The sequence below is a fragment of the Rhodoferax sp. U11-2br genome (assembly GCF_018619435.1).
GTDB lineage: Bacteria > Pseudomonadota > Gammaproteobacteria > Burkholderiales > Burkholderiaceae_C > Rhodoferax.
The window spans coordinates 24,912-43,799 of sequence record NZ_JAHFZF010000022.1; the positions used below are offsets into that span (position 1 = coordinate 24,912).

The window sequence follows — 18,888 nt, forward strand, 5'->3', positions numbered from 1 at the left end:
CAAATTATCAGCAATTAATTTCGAGTTATAAAGGTCCATATTGAGCCCTATAGGTCCATAATAAATAATCAACACACTTACTACCTACAGGTTATTGAAGTCACTCTTTGGAACAGGTCATGTATATAAGTTTGCACAAGGCTGCGCGAGCCTTTGTCAATCCCGCGCGCAATGTATTGGCGGAGAACCATACCGGTCAAACCTCTTTGCAGGGCAACGGGGGTGGGGCATGAGACACGGTCCAAAAGTGTGGACGGAGAAGGTAATTTCGGAGCGATTTAAAGCAGGCTTGGGCACAGGTTCAGGCAATACCTACCGCCCTTGGCTGTCTGTTCACGACTTGTCGTCAAAAGGTCGTCAGACCCGCACAGTCATGCGCAAGCTCGACCGGGTTGTGCACACCCATTCTTACATCGAACGCGCGTTCCTCCTGGTGGCGGAGTTCATGGCGTCATTTCACGACGTCCAGGAGCAGTGGCCATTGCCGCGCGAGGTCACGCTGGGCGCTGCCGAAAGCTTGGGCATTCGCCACCCCACCTACCCCGTGAGCCGCATTCCTGTGGTGATGACGGTGGACTTTTTGTTGACAACGGTGACACCCGATGGTGAACTTATCAAAGTACCATGGGATTGCAAACGTGAAGAAGACCTTAAAGACCCACGAATTTTAGAAAAGCTGTCGCTCCACCGAGCGGCAGCCGAACACCTCAAGCTAAAGCCGTCCCGCCTGTTTACCGACCGCTCCGTGCCGAAGCAGGTGCTCCGCAATATCGAGTGGATACGGGCGACCCTGCCGCTCGCTGGCGAGCCGGACTGGGTTCACGCACTCTACCGCTCCGGCCCCGCCGACATGCTGCAAGACCTTGTGTCAACAGCGCCAAAGGCCCTCGTTTGGGACTACTGCGCTGACTATGACGCCCGCAAGGGATATGAGCCGACCACCGCACTGAGGATTTTTGGCTGGCTCCTGTGGGCACACAAGCTCGAACTCAACATCTCGGGTAGAGACGTTGCCTATCAAGTGGTCCGGGTGCCGAGCCCGTCCTGCATCGAGGTGGTTGCATGAACGCCATCACGAAAACAGAAATTGCGAAACTGGCCCAACCCGAGCTGCCGGAGGCCAGCGAGCCCCTGCAGGCGCTGGCCATCAACGACGTCCTGTCCTTTCGCGGAAAACTGGTGCGGCTGATTGCGGCGAACCCTGCGCAAGACATTGGGTACCTCATTGAAGTGCTGCCCACACCCTTTTCCAAGCCGACTCGTGCCTGCAGGACGGCCCTGCCATTCACCGACTCGTTGAAGCAACTTCGTGTGGAGGGCGTTCGCCAGGAGGACCCTGCCTGGGGTCGGCCGTTGTCACCAAGCGCCGCTGTGCAGACGATTCGGGAAGAACGGTATGCCCGTATCCGGGACCTTATCGCGAACCCGCAAATCCTGGAACCAATGACACGTGGGCCGCTACTGGTGGCGCATGCCACCAAAGTTGGTGTCAGCAAAAAAACGCTGCTGACGGACCTCCGAAACTGGTGGCAACGAGGCCAGGTCAAGGACGCCCTGATGGGCGACTACCACCGCTGCGGACGGGTTACGCAGGACACGCCGGGGGCCCTCGTGTTGTCAGAAAAGCCCTTGGATGGCGCCAATCAGGTTGTCCTTGCACCCGTGCGCGGCAAGGCACGGGGCCGCCACCCGATTGACGGCAACTACACACCCATGACATTGTCAGCCGCGGAAAAGGCTCGCATTCTGAAATATGGCCGTAAGAGATATGAGAAAGACAACACCGTGTCCATGCGTAGCGTGGTGGCAAACGTCATCACAGAGCTCTATTCGTTGAAGGACTCGACAGGCGCGCCGGCCAAAGACAGCAAAGGGGACCCCTTGCTGCCGCCGTTAGGCAGCAGGCCCACCCACAACCAAATCCGCTATCTCCTGCAGCGCATTTTGCCGGTGGCTAAGACCCATGCGAAGCGCAATGGCTCGTCTGACTACCTGAACAATTACGCGCCCACCACGGGGACAGTGTTAGATGACTGCATGGGACCGGGTGACGTGTACGAATGCGATGACACTACGTTCGACTTCCACAATTGCTCAGAAGTTGATATCACGGTAATCATCGGAAAACCGACGCTTGACCTTGTCGTAGACAGGTTTTCTCGTTTGATTGTGGGTTTCCACCTGTCTCTTGACGCGTCCTGTTGGGAGAACGCGAAACTTGCGTTGCTGAGCGTATGCACCGACTGGAAGGCCCTGTGTGAGAAACACGGTATCAAATACTACCCCGCCGACTTCCCCGCTCAAGGGGTAGTGTGCAATCGCCTTTTCTGTGACCGAGGTCCGTATATGACGTTTGCCAGCGATGAGTTGGGAAACGTTGGCAACGACACCACGAATGCGCCAGCGCAGCTTTCCCGGTCCAAGTCGGTCGTAGAAAGTACGTTCCCTCGCTTCATCAAACTGATTTCGGAGCTTGAAGGCCATGAGCCTCAGTGGAATGTCACAAAACGGCGCCGCAAACCCTTTGAAGCATCGGCTTGCCTGACCCTGACTCAGCTTGAAGGTGTTGTGCTGCGTGCCATCATTGCACTCAACCGCGAAGTTCTCAAAGACTACCCGCAGTCCCCCGCCGACAGCGAGGATGGATTGTTGCCGATACCGCGTGAAATATGGGCGCGCGAAGTGGAGCGACGGAACTCGTTGCCCAGGCGTGTTTCGCGCGAATGGCTGCGCCAGGCCCTGCTCTCCCGCGGTGTGGCGATGGTGACCCAGGATGGCATCAAGTTCATGGACAACTTCTACGCCTGCAAAGAAGCGGTGCAAAAAGACTGGTTCTCCATTGCCAGCCTCAAGAGCCCTTTCGAAGTCGCTGTCCGATACACCCCCAAGAACCTTGATGAAATCCTGGTGCAAGACACTCATCGTAAAGACGTCCAGTACGTCGCACGTTTGACCACTAAGTCGCTCCAAATTACCGGCAACACCACGGGACTGACCGACACCCGGTCTGCAGAAATCGCAGAGCAAAGGCGCCACATACGTCGGGAAGCTGAAATTCGCAACAGCATTCAGCGAGTCGGGTTCCTCCAAGATGTGGGGCCGGGCGTTGCAGCCGCCCACGAAAAGATGCGCGCCGCCGCCAAGGGCAAATTCCTGGCTTCACGCAAATCCAACTCGTCGGAGATACGGGAAGCCGAGGCACAGCGGCGGCGCAAGGTCGAACAACGGGTGGTTGAGGCTGAACCCAATCCCGCGCCGACGACCAACGCATCGCCACCTGCCAATGCCGCCGAACTCAAAACGGTGGCAACACCCCTTGGAGCGACTGCGCAGATGCCGGCCATCGAGCTAATCCCGAACACCCCCGCCAATCTTGCAGACGAAATTCTGCAGTCCATCGAAGACTCAAGCGTGATGGAAGACTTCTTTGCATCGTTAGGAAAAATATGAGCGCCACCTATCAGCCCTTCGTCGAGGCCCACTACACACCCTCAAACAACCCAGCCTATGCTGGCAACCCGTTTATCGAGCATCTCGGTGACTTGCCAGACGACAAAACGCTCGCAAAAAGGCTAACACGTCTACCTGCGTTTAACTCGGAGCAACACAACCTCCCAGCTAATCACCGCATTGACCTGCTGAGCGATTTGCACGGCATATGCGTACCACTGCCCAGGCTGGTCAAGCTAGCCCGCGCTATTCTCAAACTCATGCGGGAGGGCTACCGCACGCGCCGTCCTTACTCCCTGGAAGACAACGCAAAAGTCAGTGCCCTGTTCGGTGCCCAGAAAGAGGGGTTTACCAAAGGGTTTATGGCGACACCGCGCCGAGTTGACTTGGCCCGGCAAATGTCGATGGCGCTCGTCGGTGCATCCGGCTGTGGCAAAAGCTTCGGCCTAAGCCAAATTTCCGGCTTGGTAGACGAAGTGGTTTACCACGAGAAATTTGGAAAATGGCAGCTACCTTTTGTTTTCATTGAAATGAGCTACGACGGTGAATCCGTGCATACCCTGGCGTCAGAGCTGTTTCGTGAGCTGGACCGATTGTTGCCAGATGCCGGGTACATCGACCTTTACATGAACCGCAAAGGGCTGAATGCCGAGCAGCGCTTGTCCAAAGCCTTGGCGCTTTGTTATGAACATGGTGTGGGTGCATTGGTCGTGGACGAAACGCAGAACCAGCGTGGCATTGGCAACGACCGCGATGGGAACGCCCTTAGCACGGGTAAGCGCTCGAAGGTGGTGAAAAGCGAAACACCCCTGATGAAATTGCTCGTTACAGCGTCAAACACGTCGCACATACCGCTCATCATGTCGGGCACTTTGGAGATGCAGAGCATTGTTGGAGCCCGCTTTACCCGGCTGCGCCGCATGTCCGGTAATGGCTCCGTGCAATGGCTGCCCCTGGAGCGCAGCAAGGACCTGACGGCACCGGGCGAGTTTGAAATGATGTTGATGGCACTCTGGCGCTATCAATACCTGCTGACACCTGTAAGGCTAACGGATATTTGGGCCGAGCACTTCTGGGACGTCACCCAGGGCATTCCCGACATCATGGTCAAGCTGTGGGCGTCAGTACAGGAGACCGCAATTGCAAGCCGACTGGAGACACTAACGCACCCACTGGTCGATGCCGTGTTTCAAAGCGAGTTCGCAATGGTCGCCATGTCCTTGAAGGCATTGCGTGAAAACAATCTCACGGTGCTGTCAGCGCTCACTGACCTTTACAGCGTTGACAGCGAAGCCGAGCCGACTTTCACCAAATCAACGTCGCCAAAAAAGACATACCCGAGCCCAACAGCGACAACTGTCGTTGCGCCGCCAGGCTCTACCTCGGACATGCGCACCGGGCCAAGGGGTACGGCGCCCCCCCCAGAGGTTAGCCGATGGAAAGAGGATGCACTTGTGTGAAATACCTGGTTCAACGCCCGCATCCTGACGAACTGTTAAGCAGCGTCTGGATTCGCACCCGCCGACGCGCGGGTGTCGGGATTGGACTTGTCACCAAAACCATCACTGGGCGCAAATTTGCGCCCAGTTTTCTGTCCTATGTGCACGTCCGGGACTTAGCCATGGCCCTCAATGTTGCGCCTGTTGACCTGCTATGGCGGCACTCCGTGTTCCCGTACGCCACTGCGTTTGTTGAACACAGTGTTTTTGAGGCGAGTTTGGCCAGCGCGCTTTCCACAGGGCATGCGGCTATCGGATGCGCTGCAACGGTTCAGAGCGTCACCGAGTATGTCCGTTTCCTTCAGTATTGCCCGTCATGTGCGCGGGAAGACCAAGCTAATTGGGGCGAGAGCTATTGGCACCGCGAGCACCATTTGCCTGGCGTTTGGATTTGCACACGACACTGGAGACAGTTGCGGCGAACCACAATCCCGGTATGCCAACTGCGGCCCTGGCCAGACTTGCTCCCCTCCGAAGTCACTGCTTCCCAGCTACTGCGGTCAAAAATTGACCCTTTCGTAAAGGAAGTTGCACAGCGCTCGTGCCGATTGCTGGCTAGAACTGAAATTTCATCGGTGCCCTGCGACCGCACGTGGTACCGAGACCAATTGTTAACAAAGGGATTGCGCTCCAACAACCACCAGGTGTCCGCAAAAAGTTTGGCCGACTGGGCCTGTGCGTCGCTGGGTAGCCGCGTGACGCACGTGGGGCTGCTCCCTCAAGACGAAGACTTCCACTGGCTGTCGCTGATGGTGCGGCCTCGTTGCGGTATCCCGTTTGTCCCGTTGAAACACGTGATTTTCCAGTCCTTGCTTGAGCTTGCGGACAACGCCGGAACGCATCGGATGGACTTCGTTCCACCCGGGATGCCTGCCCACCCGACTGAGACAGACGACCGGCGATATGCGGTAGCATTTCAAGCAGTAATTCAAAGCCATCGGCTAAGGGGGGAGAAAGTTTGTGTCGCCGATGCGCTGACAGAGGCCGGATGCTGGCACCAATACCGGCATGCCCGTACACGGTTTCCCCGGCTGTGTGCCCTTGTTACCAAACTGCGTGAATCAGACACCAGTGCCAGACAGGTTCCTGTCGGCAAAATAAAGGAATGATGCTGGAGGTGAACCTTCCTCAAATCTCCCTTGCCCTGCTGCTAGGCCTCTTGGCGGCATGCAGCAGCCCGCCTCGCACGCCGGAAGCGTCAGACAGATGCAGGCCAGGCGGTGCCTACTGAAGTGCTTAACCCAGGCGTGCGTCAGGACACAGTCCAACAGACCATTTGCGTTCCTGGCTACACGGCGACAGTCCGGCCCTCAACCTCGTGTACAAGCGGAGTGAAGCTGAAATTGCTGCGTGAAAATGGGTTACCTGATGCCGCAGCAAAAAAATATGAACTCGACCATCACCTGCAGCTGGCATTGGGCGGGCATCCGCGCAGTTTGAAAAACTTGATGCTTCAGCCGTGGGAAGGTTCCAATGGCGCCAAGTCGAAAGACCGCCTTGAGCGCCGCCTTCAAACGCTGGTTTGCACTGGAAAACTTCTTCTTGACGAGGCACAGCGCGCCATTTGGCAAGACTGGCAAGCTGCGTTTCAGAAGTACGTGTTCGCAAACTGACAAATGCCAATTAAGCCTAGCGCCGGAGGTGGAGGCCCAAGTAGCGGAGTTATATTGCAAGCTAATAAAAGGGAGTGGCAAGATGGCCGATTTGGTCGCATTTAAGGAACTGCTGCAGCCAGTTTTTCCGCTGTTGGGGGTCGTAGTTGGCGCAGCGATGACCGGGTTTGGCCAACTCTACAAAACACGCCAAGAGCGCAAGCGAATCCTTGCGCTTGCACTGAGTGATTTGCTGGAAGTGAGGCATCGGGTCGTGACATTAAATGCGGGAATTCGGCACCTGCAAGAGCTGGGGAAAATTTCTGCCGCAGATATGCCTCATTGCCGAAATCTTATAAACCAGTTGATTCCAACTGATGCCAAGCTCGATGTTCGGTTCGACGAAGCCGTTACTCTCCTTGCCGGAATTGACCCTGTGTTTGCCTTCGAGTTGCGCTCGAAAAATCTATTCCCGCAGTTCATGAACGGATTGCGTTTAATGGCGACGGGGCATGGAGACGTATCGGTCGTGATGGATACGGTCGAAAACAAACTTATTGAATTTGCCACAACAAACTTCGACGAAGCTGTCTTGCGAGTCGCCAAGCAACATTCGCGCAAAGTCTACAGGGATGTGCAGGCAGTTGTTGCCACCAAAGAAAAAGTTGGTGAACGTTTGTCTCCCTTTTTGAGCAGTTTGGGCATCGCGACAAGCGCCTGACTCGCCCTTCACCAAGGTTTTTCAGAATAGCGCCAAAGATTGAAATGTCAGCCCCGCCTGGCTAAACCGTCTCACTTTACTGCCAAGGAGGGCAGTAATCATGTGGGTATCGGGAATAGGCAGAGTGGACGGCAAACTTGGGCTCGTGTTTCAAAGCGCTGGTGGTGAGGCCTGCTTCGGCCCAATTGATGAGCTGAGGGCGGACGTGCCGTGCAAGGTGACTGACAGGCTTCAAACGCTCATCAATCTTGATAGGTTTGGGATTGTGCCAACGAGCGAATATCTTGCGGCAGTTGGCACGCCCAATCTCTGCCCAGGCGGTCAGCGGTGCTACGAATTTGAAACTAAGCAAGGGCCCGTGGTCATTCCTGGCCAAACTTTGGTCGTGTCGTTGGTCGGCGCAACCACTTTGATGAGGGCACCGCTCCTGTCACCGCAAGGCCCTACCGCGTTAATGACTGCGTTCAACGGTGACGAACTATCCGTTGTACCTACGCCAAAGCGCATGAGGCAGTTCCAAACGGACCGCTGGTCCACAGTTTGCCGCATGAGATGGATACTGACCCACCCTTCGGCCGCCAAGGCTTGGTCCTCTGTTTACGCCCACGCAACAAAGGGGCGACTTGACCTGGCACTGCCAAAAGCCAGCGTCACCGCGGCCCTGCGCGGGGTGGCGTCGGACGGGAAATTCTGGGTGACGGGGGCGGAACTCCTTACTTTGGCAGCCGATGAGCCCCCTCACGCCTTTGTTAACAAACAGGCGCTGGACGGCGCCTGTTGGAACCTAGTGACCAACGCAGTCCCCAAAAAGCGCATGACACCGGCCTTGACCCGTGAAGTGCCTCCGCCCATGACGGACACCCAATGGGCGGATTTCAAAGCGCAGGTGGTTGCGTTGAAGCCCAAGATTGCTCGCAAAGAACGGACTACTGAGCTTCGTTACAAACTCGACTTCATTCGACAACATTTGGCGACAGGTGTATCTCTTTATATGCTACCTGGCGACCGCAGTTTGGTCCGCGCGTGCGTGAATTGGGTTAAGACGTTGAAGACAAAGGGGCACTGGACACAGGTGGAGGCAGCCCTTTTGCAAACAATTTAAGACCGGGTGCAGCGCACTCTTTGCCAACAGGCTTTGCGTCGTTCCGTTTGTCTTGTCCAACTGCCTGCGTATTCCGGTCTCGTTGACCATCTGTGCCGCCAATCGTTGACCAGTAGTCTCTAAAATTGCGGTCTTGAACATGTGAAATGGTGATGTAAGCAGCTCAAGCCTGACAAAGCGAATTGATGCTATCGGCCTAAAGCCGCCGTTCAAGGCCGACTTCCGCTGCAGTTCTTCGAGTGTCCTGTTACGGCTGAGCCGCCCTTCATCCATTCACAACTGCCTGGTCGGCCTTAAGGTCTCGCGTCTTCGACGCGCTCGACAAATTCTTTTGTTCTTACAAGGTACGCGATGCGAGAACCACAGTTCACAAGGCTCACTAAATCTGTAACCGTAGCTCGTTACCGAGAACTAGAGGCGGCAGATAGCCGCAAGGCATGTGGCGACTTCCTCATTGAGCGCTTTGACGAACGCTATTTCGCTCCAGCCCTCCAAACGAACACGCGCCATGGCTTCACGTTGATGGCCGTTGCCTGCCTCGTCATCGAGGCTTTAGAGTGCTTTTACCAAGGTAAGTCGCATTCCAGTGGAAAATCCGGAAAGATGTTCAAGTGCTTTTTCAGACGGAACCCAGGATTTCACGAATTTGTGGCGGAGTCAGATTGCTTTTACAAACACATCCGCTGCGGCATCTTGCATCAAGCTGAAACCACTGGGGGTTGGCGTGTCACAAGAAGCGGAAAGCTGCTTGACACGGAAGCTCGCAGCATCAACGCCTATTCGTTCGTCGTCCAACTTCAAAAGGCGGTTGCCTCATACGCTCGCATGCTCGAGAAAGACGACGACCTCTGGTGGAACTTCCGCAAAAAGATGAGGGCAGTTTGCGAGAACTGCGAGCAGCCCGCCTGAGTGCCGATTTCAGTCGAGCTGTACGGTCGCGATGTACTTCGTCTGGTCCCAGTCGTATAGTTGGATGCGCCCCACCCCGTTGAGTCGGTACCCGAGCGCCATTGCGAAGATGGCCGGGGCCTTGACGAAGAGGTGAACCTTCTGCAGCTGATGGCGACCACGGAATTCAGCCAGGGCCACCTTGGCCTCGCACACGGCCGTGTTCAAGGATGCGATGTCGGTAACGACAGCAACAGACACTAGTGAGAGCTTCGGGGACCTGTCCAGCCCGAACGCGATGGCATTGGCAGCAACGTCGGCATTGGACCCGTTCGGAAAACTGATGGAGGCAACGCCCTCCAACCCAGGCGTCGTGGGCGAGTCTTCCTGGACGGAGAAAAACTGCCCCGAAGCCCTCTCATGCACCGACGTGTCGTACAGGTGGTCGTTGTGCTCAATGGCGAGCGTAAACCCACGAGTTGCCGAGAAGCAATAGCCCAGCAGGCACGCAAGCGACATCCGATGCTTTGCCGACAATCGCACACTACGGCGATTGCGGCTCGAGTGCAGGAAATCCCCAACCTCGACCAGGCTCCGCTGCAATTGGTCCCAGGCCGCTTGGCCGAGGCGTCCCCGACCGGGGCCGTTGAAGGCGGTGACGTCCAACGCCAGGGGACCGAGTTCGAAGCCGGCGGGCCCAAGCAGAAGTACGGACGACGTCGCACGCCACTGAGCAGCAACACTCGGTGCGCTGTCCACAAGCGCCGCCTCGATTTCCTTGCGGCTGACTACGCCCTTCACCGACGTATCGACGAGCTGCTTGCACTTCGCCCGGAAAGCTGCGGTTTCCTGCCGGGTCATGTCCAACAATGGAAGATGCATTTCGAGCTTGGTGCCAAAACCGGCATCGACGTTGTTGTCGCTGTACTGCACAAATGACACTCGGTCAATGACGAAGCGCGCTATGTCACGCGTTTGGCCGAGCTTTTCGATGGTATCGAGGATGTCAGTCTCGGCTTCAGCGCGGATGCGGGAGTCGGCATTTAGAGCTATTGCAGGTCCACGATAGCGCTCCAGCTTGTTGAGCAAGGACTGGTACTCGCCTACGAAGTTACTGCAGAGAAGCACAAATTGCACGTATTCGTCAAACGCCTTCTCATGCATCGACTTGAAGTCCGCCACTTCTTTCCAAAGCTCGACCTTTGAGAGCTGGTAGCCCTTGGCCTCGTACGTCACACAGTAGTAGCCGCCACCCGGCCTGAAATAACGAATCTCAATGTCACCCACGAGTTCGCTTACGACATGGCTGAATGCCCCGCATGACAAGAATTGAGGCAGGTGCTCCATCAAATACGCATCCTGGTATTCGAAGCCACCTCGGGCAGTTGCGCCGCCCATAGCCTGAGGTGCAAAAACCGTCGCCGTCATGCTGCTCCTGCCAAAACAAGGGTGGACAGCCCATGGGAGCCATCTGGGAGGTAAGTGTGCGCACTGCCCTCCAGGTCTCCCTGGTGCGAGACCTTGAAGATGAGCAGCACCACGAAATTTGCGCCCACACGCACGTCCATCACGATATCAAGCATCGACTGGTGGTCCGTCGGGCTGGGCTGCACGGAGAAACTAGGATGCGAGTGCCACTCGCCAAGGTAGTTGAACCGCTCGTAGTCGTGGCCAGACTGATTGAAGAATTTTCTGAGGGCACGCAGCGCCGACTGAGTCTGTCTGACGAAGCTGGCGAAACGCCCCCCTCCCTGCACCGACAGGTGTCGGACGGCGAAGTGCCCTGGGCCCACGTGCTCGCCCATCAAGACACCGCCGCATTCGTCGGTGCCCGCTGCCTTCAGCGCCTTGCGCAGTGCCTGCTGAACATCCACGGGGATAGTGACGGTCAACATCAATGCTCACCGAACATGTCGATGAGTTCCCCGAGCGCCACCAATGACTCATCCGAGAAGGTCGGTGCCTCTGGGGCCTCTGCGGCGCGCGGGCAGGCTATCGGGTGCGTGTCGAAGGGCGCCTCAAAAATCCATGCCTTCTGGAATCCGATGAGGTAGGCTGCGTGTGGAAACCTGGGTGCATCCTTGCCAATAAGGGCATCGATGGCGAATTGCGTGAGCGACGCTGCCAATGAGCTTACCTCGGCATCTCCGGCCACGAAGACCGCTTCTTCGACTTCGGCGTCGTAGTTCTGTGCGTGCTTGAACGGCGCCTCAGGCATGCCGGCCAGGTACTCGTGAACGGCTTTGCGTACTTCTAAAGGCGCCGCATCCAAGCCTGGCAGACTGCGTGCCATAAGCGCGCCGATGCCACCAGCAAACACTTCACCCCAGACGATTGGCACCTTGCGCCGCGTGCAGATGGCTGCAATGGACGAGAACACCTTCTGGCTCGCTGTGGCGTCGACGACAAGGTCGCATGCCGCGATTTGCTCCAACACGGTGGTGTTGTACGAAGAGCTTTCTTGGCCGGCAAAGCGAAATGAACGGCATGCCACATCCGCGGCCGGATGAACCAGCCGAATTGCGCTTTGGACCGCATCCACCTTGTCGTAGCCCATAGAAGACCAGTCGAGCTGATTGCGCAACAGGTTGGAGGGCTTGAGAAAGTCGTCGTCAATGAGCAGGAAACGCGGGACGCCCGAACGCGCCAGCGACACGGCTACCTTGCTACCAACGGAGCCGAGACCGACAATGGCAATCCTTTTCTGCTGGAGGACAGCATTGCGCTCGGGTTGCCTTACTTGTCCTTTGTCAGCGCAGTCCACGGCAAAGTACTCGACTGCGGTACTGCCTTCCGCACTCTTAAAGAGGGCGATTGGTCGCAACCGCAGTTGTCCGTCTGCCAACAACAGGAAGCCTGCTTGCTGCTCGTCGTCCTGCCACGGCCAGCGGCCCTTCGCCTTCAGGACATCACGGAGTACTGCCTGGTCCTTGACGGGATTGGGCAGCGATGCCCATTCATCGCACCAGACGACGAATCCCTTGCGGACCCAGGACGCAAAGGCATTTGGGTCGGAAATTTCCTTGGGCACGCCAAATTCCAAAGCGGCCTCGCCTTCGCCGAGTTGTGTTGCGACCGCGACGAACTCAGGTCGGCGGTGGAGTGTTCCCACAGAAAGGGCGATAGATGTTTCACGAGATGCTGCCATCAACGCAGACTGAAGTTGCTGAGTCACTATGAATCGCGACGTCTCTACGCGAACGCGCTGCCCAAGCGTTTGCTCATGACGCGAAGGCGCGGTGATGCCAATGGCGGGCCCGAATTTCTCATATGCCAACAGCATGTGGGTACTGACAACAAGGTCGGCACCGGTCACCCCCGCGTGCCAGTTGTCCGGCCCCCACTCGAGACATAGCGTGCCGGTCGACGGGTACTGATGGGCGCTCCAGGCCTCATCGGACTTGCGTGGCCGTACGTACGCTGGCGCCTCTGGAAACAATGCGGGGTACACCAAGACAGCCTCGTGGACCTTCTCGTTCACCGTGATGTCGAAGTCGACACAGACATCCTTGCTTTCAGTTAAGCCCCACGCAAGCTTCGTCAGCCAAGGCGAAATGCTCGCGAGCCCATCCAGGCCACGGGTCTCGGCGCGCATTCGGATGGGTTGCTCGACCAATAGCCGCATCAGGCAAATCCAGCCGGCTTGTTGGGAGGCACGACGGCGATGGCCGGAAACCCAAGATTGAGCCCGGCGCTTGCAATCGCGGCCGGGCGCAGCATGCTTGCCTTCTGAGCGGTTTTGCGGAAGCGGTCGCCAAAGACCCGCTGCCACTGCTCCAGTGCCTTATCAGCATCGGTTTCGCGTTGGGCACGCCGCACAAGCTTGGCATGCGCCTCGGTCAGGTCGTAGAAGCGCCTGAACTCTTCGGCCTTGACGCGCGAGAAAACGTCGTTGCCAGGGACGCTCGGGTCTTCCAGGCTTGGCACTAGGCCGGACAGCACCATCCATCCGTATTCGTCGCGCACCGCCTCAAGGAACTTGGCGAACAGCTCCTCGTAGCTGGTCTCCTTGTAGTCCATATGCTTGGCCACCAAAGTCTCGAGGATGAAACCCTTAGGCCGCTTGAGGTGCGGCAGGTTCTCGCGACGCCACCACTTGACCAGCTTCACGAGCGGCACGAAATAGCCGTTGGCCTTCTTGTTAACAGCGTTGGCCCACTGGTTATGGCCGCGTGGATTGGTCACCAACCATTGCTCTTCACTCTTGTCCGCAATGAGCCAGCCACCTTCTTGCCATGGGTTGGGGATGACCGGAACGACGTCCATCTCGACTGAGCCGAGGGAAACGCAGATGGAACGGCGATTGGCCTCGACCTCGGTATAGCCCAACGACCGCACGGCCTTGCGCAGCGTGGCGATGACGTTACTCGGCAGGTCCAACTGCGTGTGATTGGTGACAACGATGATGTCCACGTCAGGGCGGCGCAACGTGCCGTTGGACTGCCGTGGTCGCAACGCCGTGTTCCGGGCATAGGAGCCGGAGAGGTACGTGTTGTCGTGAATGTGTTTGTAAGTCTCGTGCTGCTCCAGCTTGCCTCGAAGGGTCGTATGCGCGCTACTGCAAACCGACTTGGTCGTCGGACTAGGCTCAATCTCGGACAGGAAGTCGATGAATTGCTGCTGCGTTGCCACTGTATGGAATCCTTGAAATTAGCACTCACACAATGCGAGTGCCAAACACTATATACGCGGCTTTCTTACATGTCAATACACCACATATAGCGTTGTAGGCACCAAAGCTCACCCAATAGAAATAGCGAGTGAAAACGCCGTCAGCACGCAGATGACTTGCCATATAGCTGTTGTTTCATCCAGCAATATATAACCATGAATGCACTGGATGCCATTGACCAGCATCATCACGGTCAGGTCGTTTGGGTACCTCCGTGCACCATGCCAACGGCTGGTCCACCGACATCGTGCCCGACTTGGACTCCATGTCAGTCCCCCGACTCTGGCCAACGCCAAGTCGAATGGCTGCCCCACCTTGGGTTATGCCCGCACGCTTGCGAGCGACCTGCAAAACGGATGAGCGCTCTTCAGAGCCCAGGATGGCGGACGACAAAACGACAATGGGTATGAGCGACACTTTCAATATCGCACACACCCATATTTTTGTTAAGGATTACGAAGCTGCCCTCGCCAATAAATCCGCAGAACTAGCTCACCCTGCTGAAATTTGTGACCATCCCGTCATGAACTTAGTAACTGCCTTCAAAATCGCGTCCACCGTAACGGCTTTACGAATTGCCGCAGCCAACTCTGTCGCCAATAGCGTAGTTTTGGCAGCCTCCTCCTTTGACGGAGGCTTAATCTGCCCTCCATTTGAGTTGAGGAACGCGCTATAGCTCTTCTCCAGCACAACAATTTGGCTGGTAATGTATGCGGCTGCCCCGGCAGCTCGAACAATCTCTTCAGGAGGGGATATTCCGTCGCTTATCACATCTTCTAAGTACCGCTTCTCGGCACCGAGTACGTTACGCACAGAAATATAGTTGCGAACATACTCACCAACCGCTTCAAGCTCATCTTTTTTAGCCATAGTAGCCCCCCGTATTAGCTGTCCAAGAACTTTCAGGATTACCTTGGAGCGGAAGCCGCGGTTGCGGCCGCAACCGCAGTTGCAGCCTTACCGTCACTGATGTTTTTATTAATCGTTTGCACATGGGCAGCCAGCTCAGACAATCGCTGCTGGTTGGTAAGCTCTCGGCCAAACACTGCCAATTTCTGTTGGAAGGCCGTCTCCGCGGCAGTGGTACTCGGAAGGGGGCTTAGCAATTTTGCGGAGCCCTCCGCAATAGCACTACGCTCTGACACATTAGCACTAGCAAGCGCCCCTAATGCCGTAACCGCCACCGTTAACCGCTGAGTTATTCGGATTGTCGCTGTATCCTCGACAGCCCCCAACACCACATCACTATGGGTAAGCGTCTCTCTGTAAGTAACACCGTCCGATTTGTAGCGACCAAGTGATTGTGCAAGGGCTTTTTCCGACTCAATCTCTTGTTTTTCAAACGCAGTCATTTCTTGAGCTCGCTTATTAGCAAGAGAAACCCCATTATTCGCATACTGGAGAACTTCTTTCGGTGTCGCACAGCCCGCAAGAAGGACAAATGCACAAAGTGAAACCATGGTGATGACTCGCATATCACTTCACTCCAATATTAAGCAGTAAGACCGCATTTACGAAGTCTGAGATTTGTTTGTCCTTAACCCCCGTGGTTGAGTACAGCGCAAGTTGGTCAGAAGTCGCCCCAAGCAACGCATCCCACTGCATTACCGACGACTCCGAGTATCCCAGCGCAATCTCGCTCTCAAGAGCGTCCAGCTCAAGCTGAAGCTTATCGACTTTTGGACGTATCCTAAAGGTGAGGTCAAGATACCTGATGGTGATATCCCATACTTGGTACTTCTCTTTAAGACTGGGAGTGTTCTTAGTCGTAAGTTCCTTATTGGCGGGCACATCTAAAACAGAAACCATTGATTGCGAGAGCAAGGTTCCAGGCAATTTTGCGGTGCGCTCTGCGAGCATTAAATAGTCACCGGCCAACTGAGTAAGTAACTGCTTTTGGTCCGATAAAAGCTTAATTCGAGCCTTGCGAGTAGCGATATCTCGGCTGGCTGAATCCAGAGCTATTTGCGCCAACTTCTTTTGTATCAGATATGGCGTCAAGTCGACGCTCTTTGCAGCCGTCAGTTCTTCCTGGGTGGTCTTCCAAAGGTCCGGAAACAGCGAGGCAATCAAGGTTACCTTAGAAGACTCAACAGTTGACGCATCTACGGCCTTGTCCCCCGTCACTACATCGATAAAAGCGTTTATGGAGTCAATTTTTGTCTGAGACAGATATGCCACTGAAGCGGCATCCTGAGCGGCACTCAATTTAGCTAGAGCAGATTTGATATCCGCTGCAGTCTTTTGGATTTTCGACCCATCGGATGCTTGAGCTGGTGCGGAGTCCTCCAAGTACTTTTTAACGTCATCTCGAGCGACTTTTTGCAGAGCAGTTAGGTCCGCGAGGGCAGCCTCTTCCGCCTTAATAGCCTTGCTTAGTTGTTCGATACGCCCTCGAAGTACCACCTTCGACATAGACTCATTGGCACTTTTGATTAATTCACAATGACCAAGATAGTTTTCAATTTGCGGAGAAAAGGCTACACCAGCATTTGATGAACCATTATTACGAGCCCACTCTTCCGCACGCTTTCTTTCAGGGGAATCAGTTAGCATCTGAGCACAGGTCGGCATTGGCACTCTCGCAGCTGCAAAGGCCAATGGCACCGACGGATTAATATCCCCTTCCGCTTGCCTTATCGTTGACAGGGCCTTCCGAATAACAGTCAAATCGCTCGCGATGAGCCCTCCGGTCAGTTCGTTGGCACCCGTATCATTGGCCAAAACAGCCAACATTACCTTAACCGTATGCGTCTTATCGCGACTTAGGGCTAGAGTACGAATAAGCGCATCCCGTTGCGTCAAAGCCAGGCTGTCAACCAGTGCCTGCTGCTCCGCAAGAATTTTCTCGCGATTAGCCCGGATAGTTTTGAATTTGTCTGCATAGGATATTTTGGGATAGCTTTCGGTGAGCTCTTTTCCCTGCTTCTCTCGGGTTTCACTATGGAACGCACACCCGCTAAGCACCAAAATGGACGTCAAAAGACTCCCCACCCCTCGCCACGTCATTATTTGCATTGGTTTCCCTCTTTAATATGACTAACGCGTGCAATGAGACCATCATCAACAAAGCGGGGTGAGCATAGCAAAGGCTAATACATCTCGTCTAGTGTGGTTTTGAATTTATTTTGGTAGCCACTTGAAAATGCTATCAATTTAAATGACGAAACGAGATTGAGGCATTGATGACTATACCCGTCAGCTTCAAGCTGCAATAGAAAAACCGCCTTGAGGGGCTGCTGTGAAGGAGTTACGGGCACGCACCGTGCGGGTGATGCGGGTTGGGCACCTGATAGCAATGGCCAGCTTTCATCAAGTACGTCCTGCCGTCTTCGCGATACGCCATATTGGTGCGGCTGCAGCCCGTGTAAAGGCCTTGTCGATTACCGCTTAAGGCGATTACCCTTGATTCAAGGCCGCATCTTTACCGATGCGGCCTTTTGCTTTTAGGGGCATTACTTTGGGAGTTGAAGGAACCTTGCTTCCAACCCCCTTGCGCTCAATCGTTTGTTCCCAAACTTCAATCGCCACACCACCAGCGTCCCAACACGCTCCGGGTCAATCTCAGCATCGAACTGCCTAATCGTTGCGCATAAGGCCGCCCGGTCAGCAGTCAGTTTCTGCAAGCGCGTCGCCAGACGCATTCGCGCCGTAGGCTCAGAGCTGCAACTTATGCCCAGTTAATCGTTTCTGACACTAACTTATGTTCCAAAAAAAAGTTTCAATAATTGGAGCGCTTCACGGCCAACGGGAGTTGCCCAAGTGTTGGCCGGGCATCTCGCGCCCTCCGGTCGTCCAGGGCCAGCACTAACCTCAGGGAACAACTCTTTTGTTCACAATTCAGCCGCTGCAAAACTTTCGATTTAGCTGGGGAAGAACTCTTTTGTTCAGTCGGTGGCCGGGGGCAGCGCAAAGGCGGCACCCGCGCGTCGGCTACACACCGTCCCAGGGAACAACTTTCTTAGCGGGCAATTGTTCACAACTCAACCGGGTTTTAAACAGAAACCTCGGACTGCCAGTAGTGGTGCGGGTTTGCGGGGATTTCGGTCAGGGAAGAACTTTTTTGTCGCCAACCATCGATCGCGCCTTGGTCACCGGTGACCAAGGCCGCCAACACACCGGCAGCGCGTGCGTCGGGCACCCTGGCAAAAATGGACGCCCGCGCCTGTTGACGCAAACCGTCCACCGGGTGTAGCCCGGTTTTCCCCAGGCGCTGGGGCGGCGGGTCGCGACGGCCAGCGCGCACATAACCGGTGGCCTGCACACCTTGCTCCCACTGCCACAGCTCGTAGTCAAAGCCGTGCGGGTTGAGGCCACCATGTGGCGCTTTGAGCCGCACATTGAACCGCCAACGCTCACCCGCCTGCAGCGCAGACGATGTGTTTTGCAGCTCCCCCGTCGGATCACTCGCGCCATCCCCCTGGCCAAACACACCGCTGTACCAGGCCAGCTCCAGGCGCTGTGGCAGCGCCACCGGCTGCCCATCCAGTCGGGCAGTTTCCGGCTCAAAACGAAAACGCATGCCCCCTTCAAAAGGCTGCGGCAAACCGGCCACCACACCGCTGACCGCAATGTCTCGCCCCTCCAGCGCTGGCGCCAGGGCCGAGTCGACAAACACCGTGGCCCGCCATCCGGTGATGCCCACCGCCAACGCCACAAAAGCCAGACCACTGGCGAGCGCCGCCGAGTGCCCATATGCTTTTAAATAAATAGCTATCAGCCCATATCCTATAAGGGCCAGAAGCACAAAAAGCACATAAATGCGAGAGGGCCACAGTGCCGCCTGCTGCAGCTGCAAGGCGCTGCCCGCCAGGATCCCCAGCAGCGCAGGCGTTAAGCCCGGCAGACGCTGCACTGTCGTGTGGGGAGAAGGGCCATGAAGCTCGGGCATGCCAACATGCTAACGCCCGGCCTGGGCGCTGTGGGGCCAACAATGCCAGCTGCGGCGCAAGCAGTCCATCCAC

At 56.0% G+C, this 18,888-nt stretch carries 17 protein-coding genes; 8 read left to right on the plus strand and 9 right to left on the minus strand.

Annotation, left to right across the window (positions count from 1 at the left end):
• Positions 1–373: 373 nt before the first annotated feature.
• From KKO72_RS14210 to KKO72_RS14245, 8 genes are all read left to right on the plus strand, one after another.
• Positions 374–1,066, plus strand: coding sequence for a TnsA endonuclease N-terminal domain-containing protein (locus tag KKO72_RS14210; protein WP_214939626.1), 693 nt, complete (start codon positions 374–376; stop codon positions 1,064–1,066).
• Entirely contained in the window at positions 1,063–3,450 is a 2,388-nt protein-coding gene (locus KKO72_RS14215) for a Mu transposase C-terminal domain-containing protein (protein WP_214939629.1), read from the plus strand. The genes KKO72_RS14210 and KKO72_RS14215 overlap by 4 nt, the downstream gene beginning before the upstream one ends.
• Positions 3,447–4,910, plus strand: a complete 1,464-nt coding sequence (locus KKO72_RS14220; RefSeq protein WP_214939632.1) for an ATP-binding protein — start codon at positions 3,447–3,449, stop codon at positions 4,908–4,910. Before KKO72_RS14215 ends, KKO72_RS14220 begins: the two co-directional genes overlap by 4 nt.
• Entirely contained in the window at positions 4,907–6,058 is a 1,152-nt protein-coding gene (locus KKO72_RS14225) for a TniQ family protein (RefSeq protein WP_214939645.1), read from the plus strand. The genes KKO72_RS14220 and KKO72_RS14225 overlap by 4 nt, the downstream gene beginning before the upstream one ends.
• A 222-nt stretch (positions 6,059–6,280) precedes the next feature.
• Positions 6,281–6,562 (plus strand): hypothetical protein, encoded by a 282-nt coding sequence (locus KKO72_RS14230; RefSeq protein WP_214939648.1) that lies wholly within the window; start codon positions 6,281–6,283, stop codon positions 6,560–6,562.
• 82 nt (positions 6,563–6,644) lie between these two features.
• Entirely contained in the window at positions 6,645–7,262 is a 618-nt protein-coding gene (locus KKO72_RS14235; protein ID WP_214939651.1) for a hypothetical protein, read from the plus strand.
• A 124-nt stretch (positions 7,263–7,386) separates the two neighbouring features.
• Positions 7,387–8,364 carry a hypothetical protein gene (locus KKO72_RS14240; RefSeq protein WP_214939654.1) on the plus strand — a complete coding sequence of 326 codons (978 nt, stop codon included), beginning with the start codon at positions 7,387–7,389 and terminating at the stop codon, positions 8,362–8,364.
• Positions 8,365–8,715: 351 nt separating this feature from the next.
• Positions 8,716–9,273, plus strand: a complete 558-nt coding sequence (locus KKO72_RS14245) for a hypothetical protein (protein ID WP_214939657.1) — start codon at positions 8,716–8,718, stop codon at positions 9,271–9,273.
• Between the two features lie 9 nt (positions 9,274–9,282).
• Here the strand turns inward: KKO72_RS14245 and KKO72_RS14250 are convergent, their stop codons facing one another.
• The 9 genes from KKO72_RS14250 to KKO72_RS14285 form a co-directional block, all read right to left on the minus strand.
• On the minus strand, positions 9,283–10,680 hold the full coding sequence (locus tag KKO72_RS14250) for a dsDNA nuclease domain-containing protein (protein WP_214939660.1): 1,398 nt from the start codon (positions 10,678–10,680) through the stop codon (positions 9,283–9,285).
• A complete protein-coding gene (locus KKO72_RS14255) occupies positions 10,677–11,147 on the minus strand; it encodes a Mov34/MPN/PAD-1 family protein (RefSeq protein ID WP_214939663.1) in 471 nt (156 codons plus the stop codon). Before KKO72_RS14255 ends, KKO72_RS14250 begins: the two co-directional genes overlap by 4 nt.
• Positions 11,147–12,847 carry a ThiF family adenylyltransferase gene (locus tag KKO72_RS14260; protein WP_214939665.1) on the minus strand — a complete coding sequence of 567 codons (1,701 nt, stop codon included), beginning with the start codon at positions 12,845–12,847 and terminating at the stop codon, positions 11,147–11,149. The genes KKO72_RS14255 and KKO72_RS14260 overlap by 1 nt, the downstream gene beginning before the upstream one ends.
• Positions 12,848–12,876: 29 nt before the next feature.
• Complete coding sequence (locus tag KKO72_RS14265) at positions 12,877–13,884, minus strand: nucleotidyltransferase (RefSeq protein ID WP_214939668.1); 1,008 nt, start codon at positions 13,882–13,884, stop codon at positions 12,877–12,879.
• Positions 13,885–13,992: 108 nt separating this feature from the next.
• Positions 13,993–14,115: a hypothetical protein gene (locus tag KKO72_RS21185; RefSeq protein WP_256445100.1), complete on the minus strand. Its 123-nt coding sequence runs from the start codon at positions 14,113–14,115 to the stop codon at positions 13,993–13,995.
• A gap of 301 nt (positions 14,116–14,416) precedes the next feature.
• Positions 14,417–14,794: a hypothetical protein gene (locus KKO72_RS14270; protein WP_214939670.1), complete on the minus strand. Its 378-nt coding sequence runs from the start codon at positions 14,792–14,794 to the stop codon at positions 14,417–14,419.
• 38 nt (positions 14,795–14,832) lie between these two features.
• Positions 14,833–15,399: a hypothetical protein gene (locus tag KKO72_RS14275; protein WP_214939673.1), complete on the minus strand. Its 567-nt coding sequence runs from the start codon at positions 15,397–15,399 to the stop codon at positions 14,833–14,835.
• Position 15,400: 1 nt separating this feature from the next.
• Positions 15,401–16,906 (minus strand): hypothetical protein, encoded by a 1,506-nt coding sequence (locus KKO72_RS14280; protein ID WP_214939676.1) that lies wholly within the window; start codon positions 16,904–16,906, stop codon positions 15,401–15,403.
• A gap of 1,012 nt (positions 16,907–17,918) precedes the next feature.
• Positions 17,919–18,815, minus strand: a complete 897-nt coding sequence (locus KKO72_RS14285) for a ComEC/Rec2 family competence protein (RefSeq protein WP_214939679.1) — start codon at positions 18,813–18,815, stop codon at positions 17,919–17,921.
• Between the last annotated feature and the right edge of the window lie 73 nt (positions 18,816–18,888).

Excerpts from the sequence above, each read along its gene's own strand:
- KKO72_RS14245 (WP_214939657.1), top strand. The coding sequence starts at position 8,716 with ATGCGAGAACCACAGTTCACAAGGCTCACTAAATCTGTAACCGTAGCT.
- KKO72_RS14285 (WP_214939679.1), bottom strand. The coding sequence starts at position 18,815 with ATGCCCGAGCTTCATGGCCCTTCTCCCCACACGACAGTGCAGCGTCTG.
- KKO72_RS14210 (WP_214939626.1), top strand. The coding sequence starts at position 374 with ATGCGCAAGCTCGACCGGGTTGTGCACACCCATTCTTACATCGAACGC.
- KKO72_RS14215 (WP_214939629.1), top strand. The coding sequence starts at position 1,063 with ATGAACGCCATCACGAAAACAGAAATTGCGAAACTGGCCCAACCCGAG.
- KKO72_RS14255 (WP_214939663.1), bottom strand. The coding sequence starts at position 11,147 with ATGTTGACCGTCACTATCCCCGTGGATGTTCAGCAGGCACTGCGCAAG.
- KKO72_RS14275 (WP_214939673.1), bottom strand. The coding sequence starts at position 15,399 with ATGCGAGTCATCACCATGGTTTCACTTTGTGCATTTGTCCTTCTTGCG.
- KKO72_RS14270 (WP_214939670.1), bottom strand. The coding sequence starts at position 14,794 with ATGGCTAAAAAAGATGAGCTTGAAGCGGTTGGTGAGTATGTTCGCAAC.
- KKO72_RS14220 (WP_214939632.1), top strand. The coding sequence starts at position 3,447 with ATGAGCGCCACCTATCAGCCCTTCGTCGAGGCCCACTACACACCCTCA.
- KKO72_RS14250 (WP_214939660.1), bottom strand. The coding sequence starts at position 10,680 with ATGACGGCGACGGTTTTTGCACCTCAGGCTATGGGCGGCGCAACTGCC.
- KKO72_RS14260 (WP_214939665.1), bottom strand. The coding sequence starts at position 12,847 with ATGCGCGCCGAGACCCGTGGCCTGGATGGGCTCGCGAGCATTTCGCCT.
- KKO72_RS14235 (WP_214939651.1), top strand. The coding sequence starts at position 6,645 with ATGGCCGATTTGGTCGCATTTAAGGAACTGCTGCAGCCAGTTTTTCCG.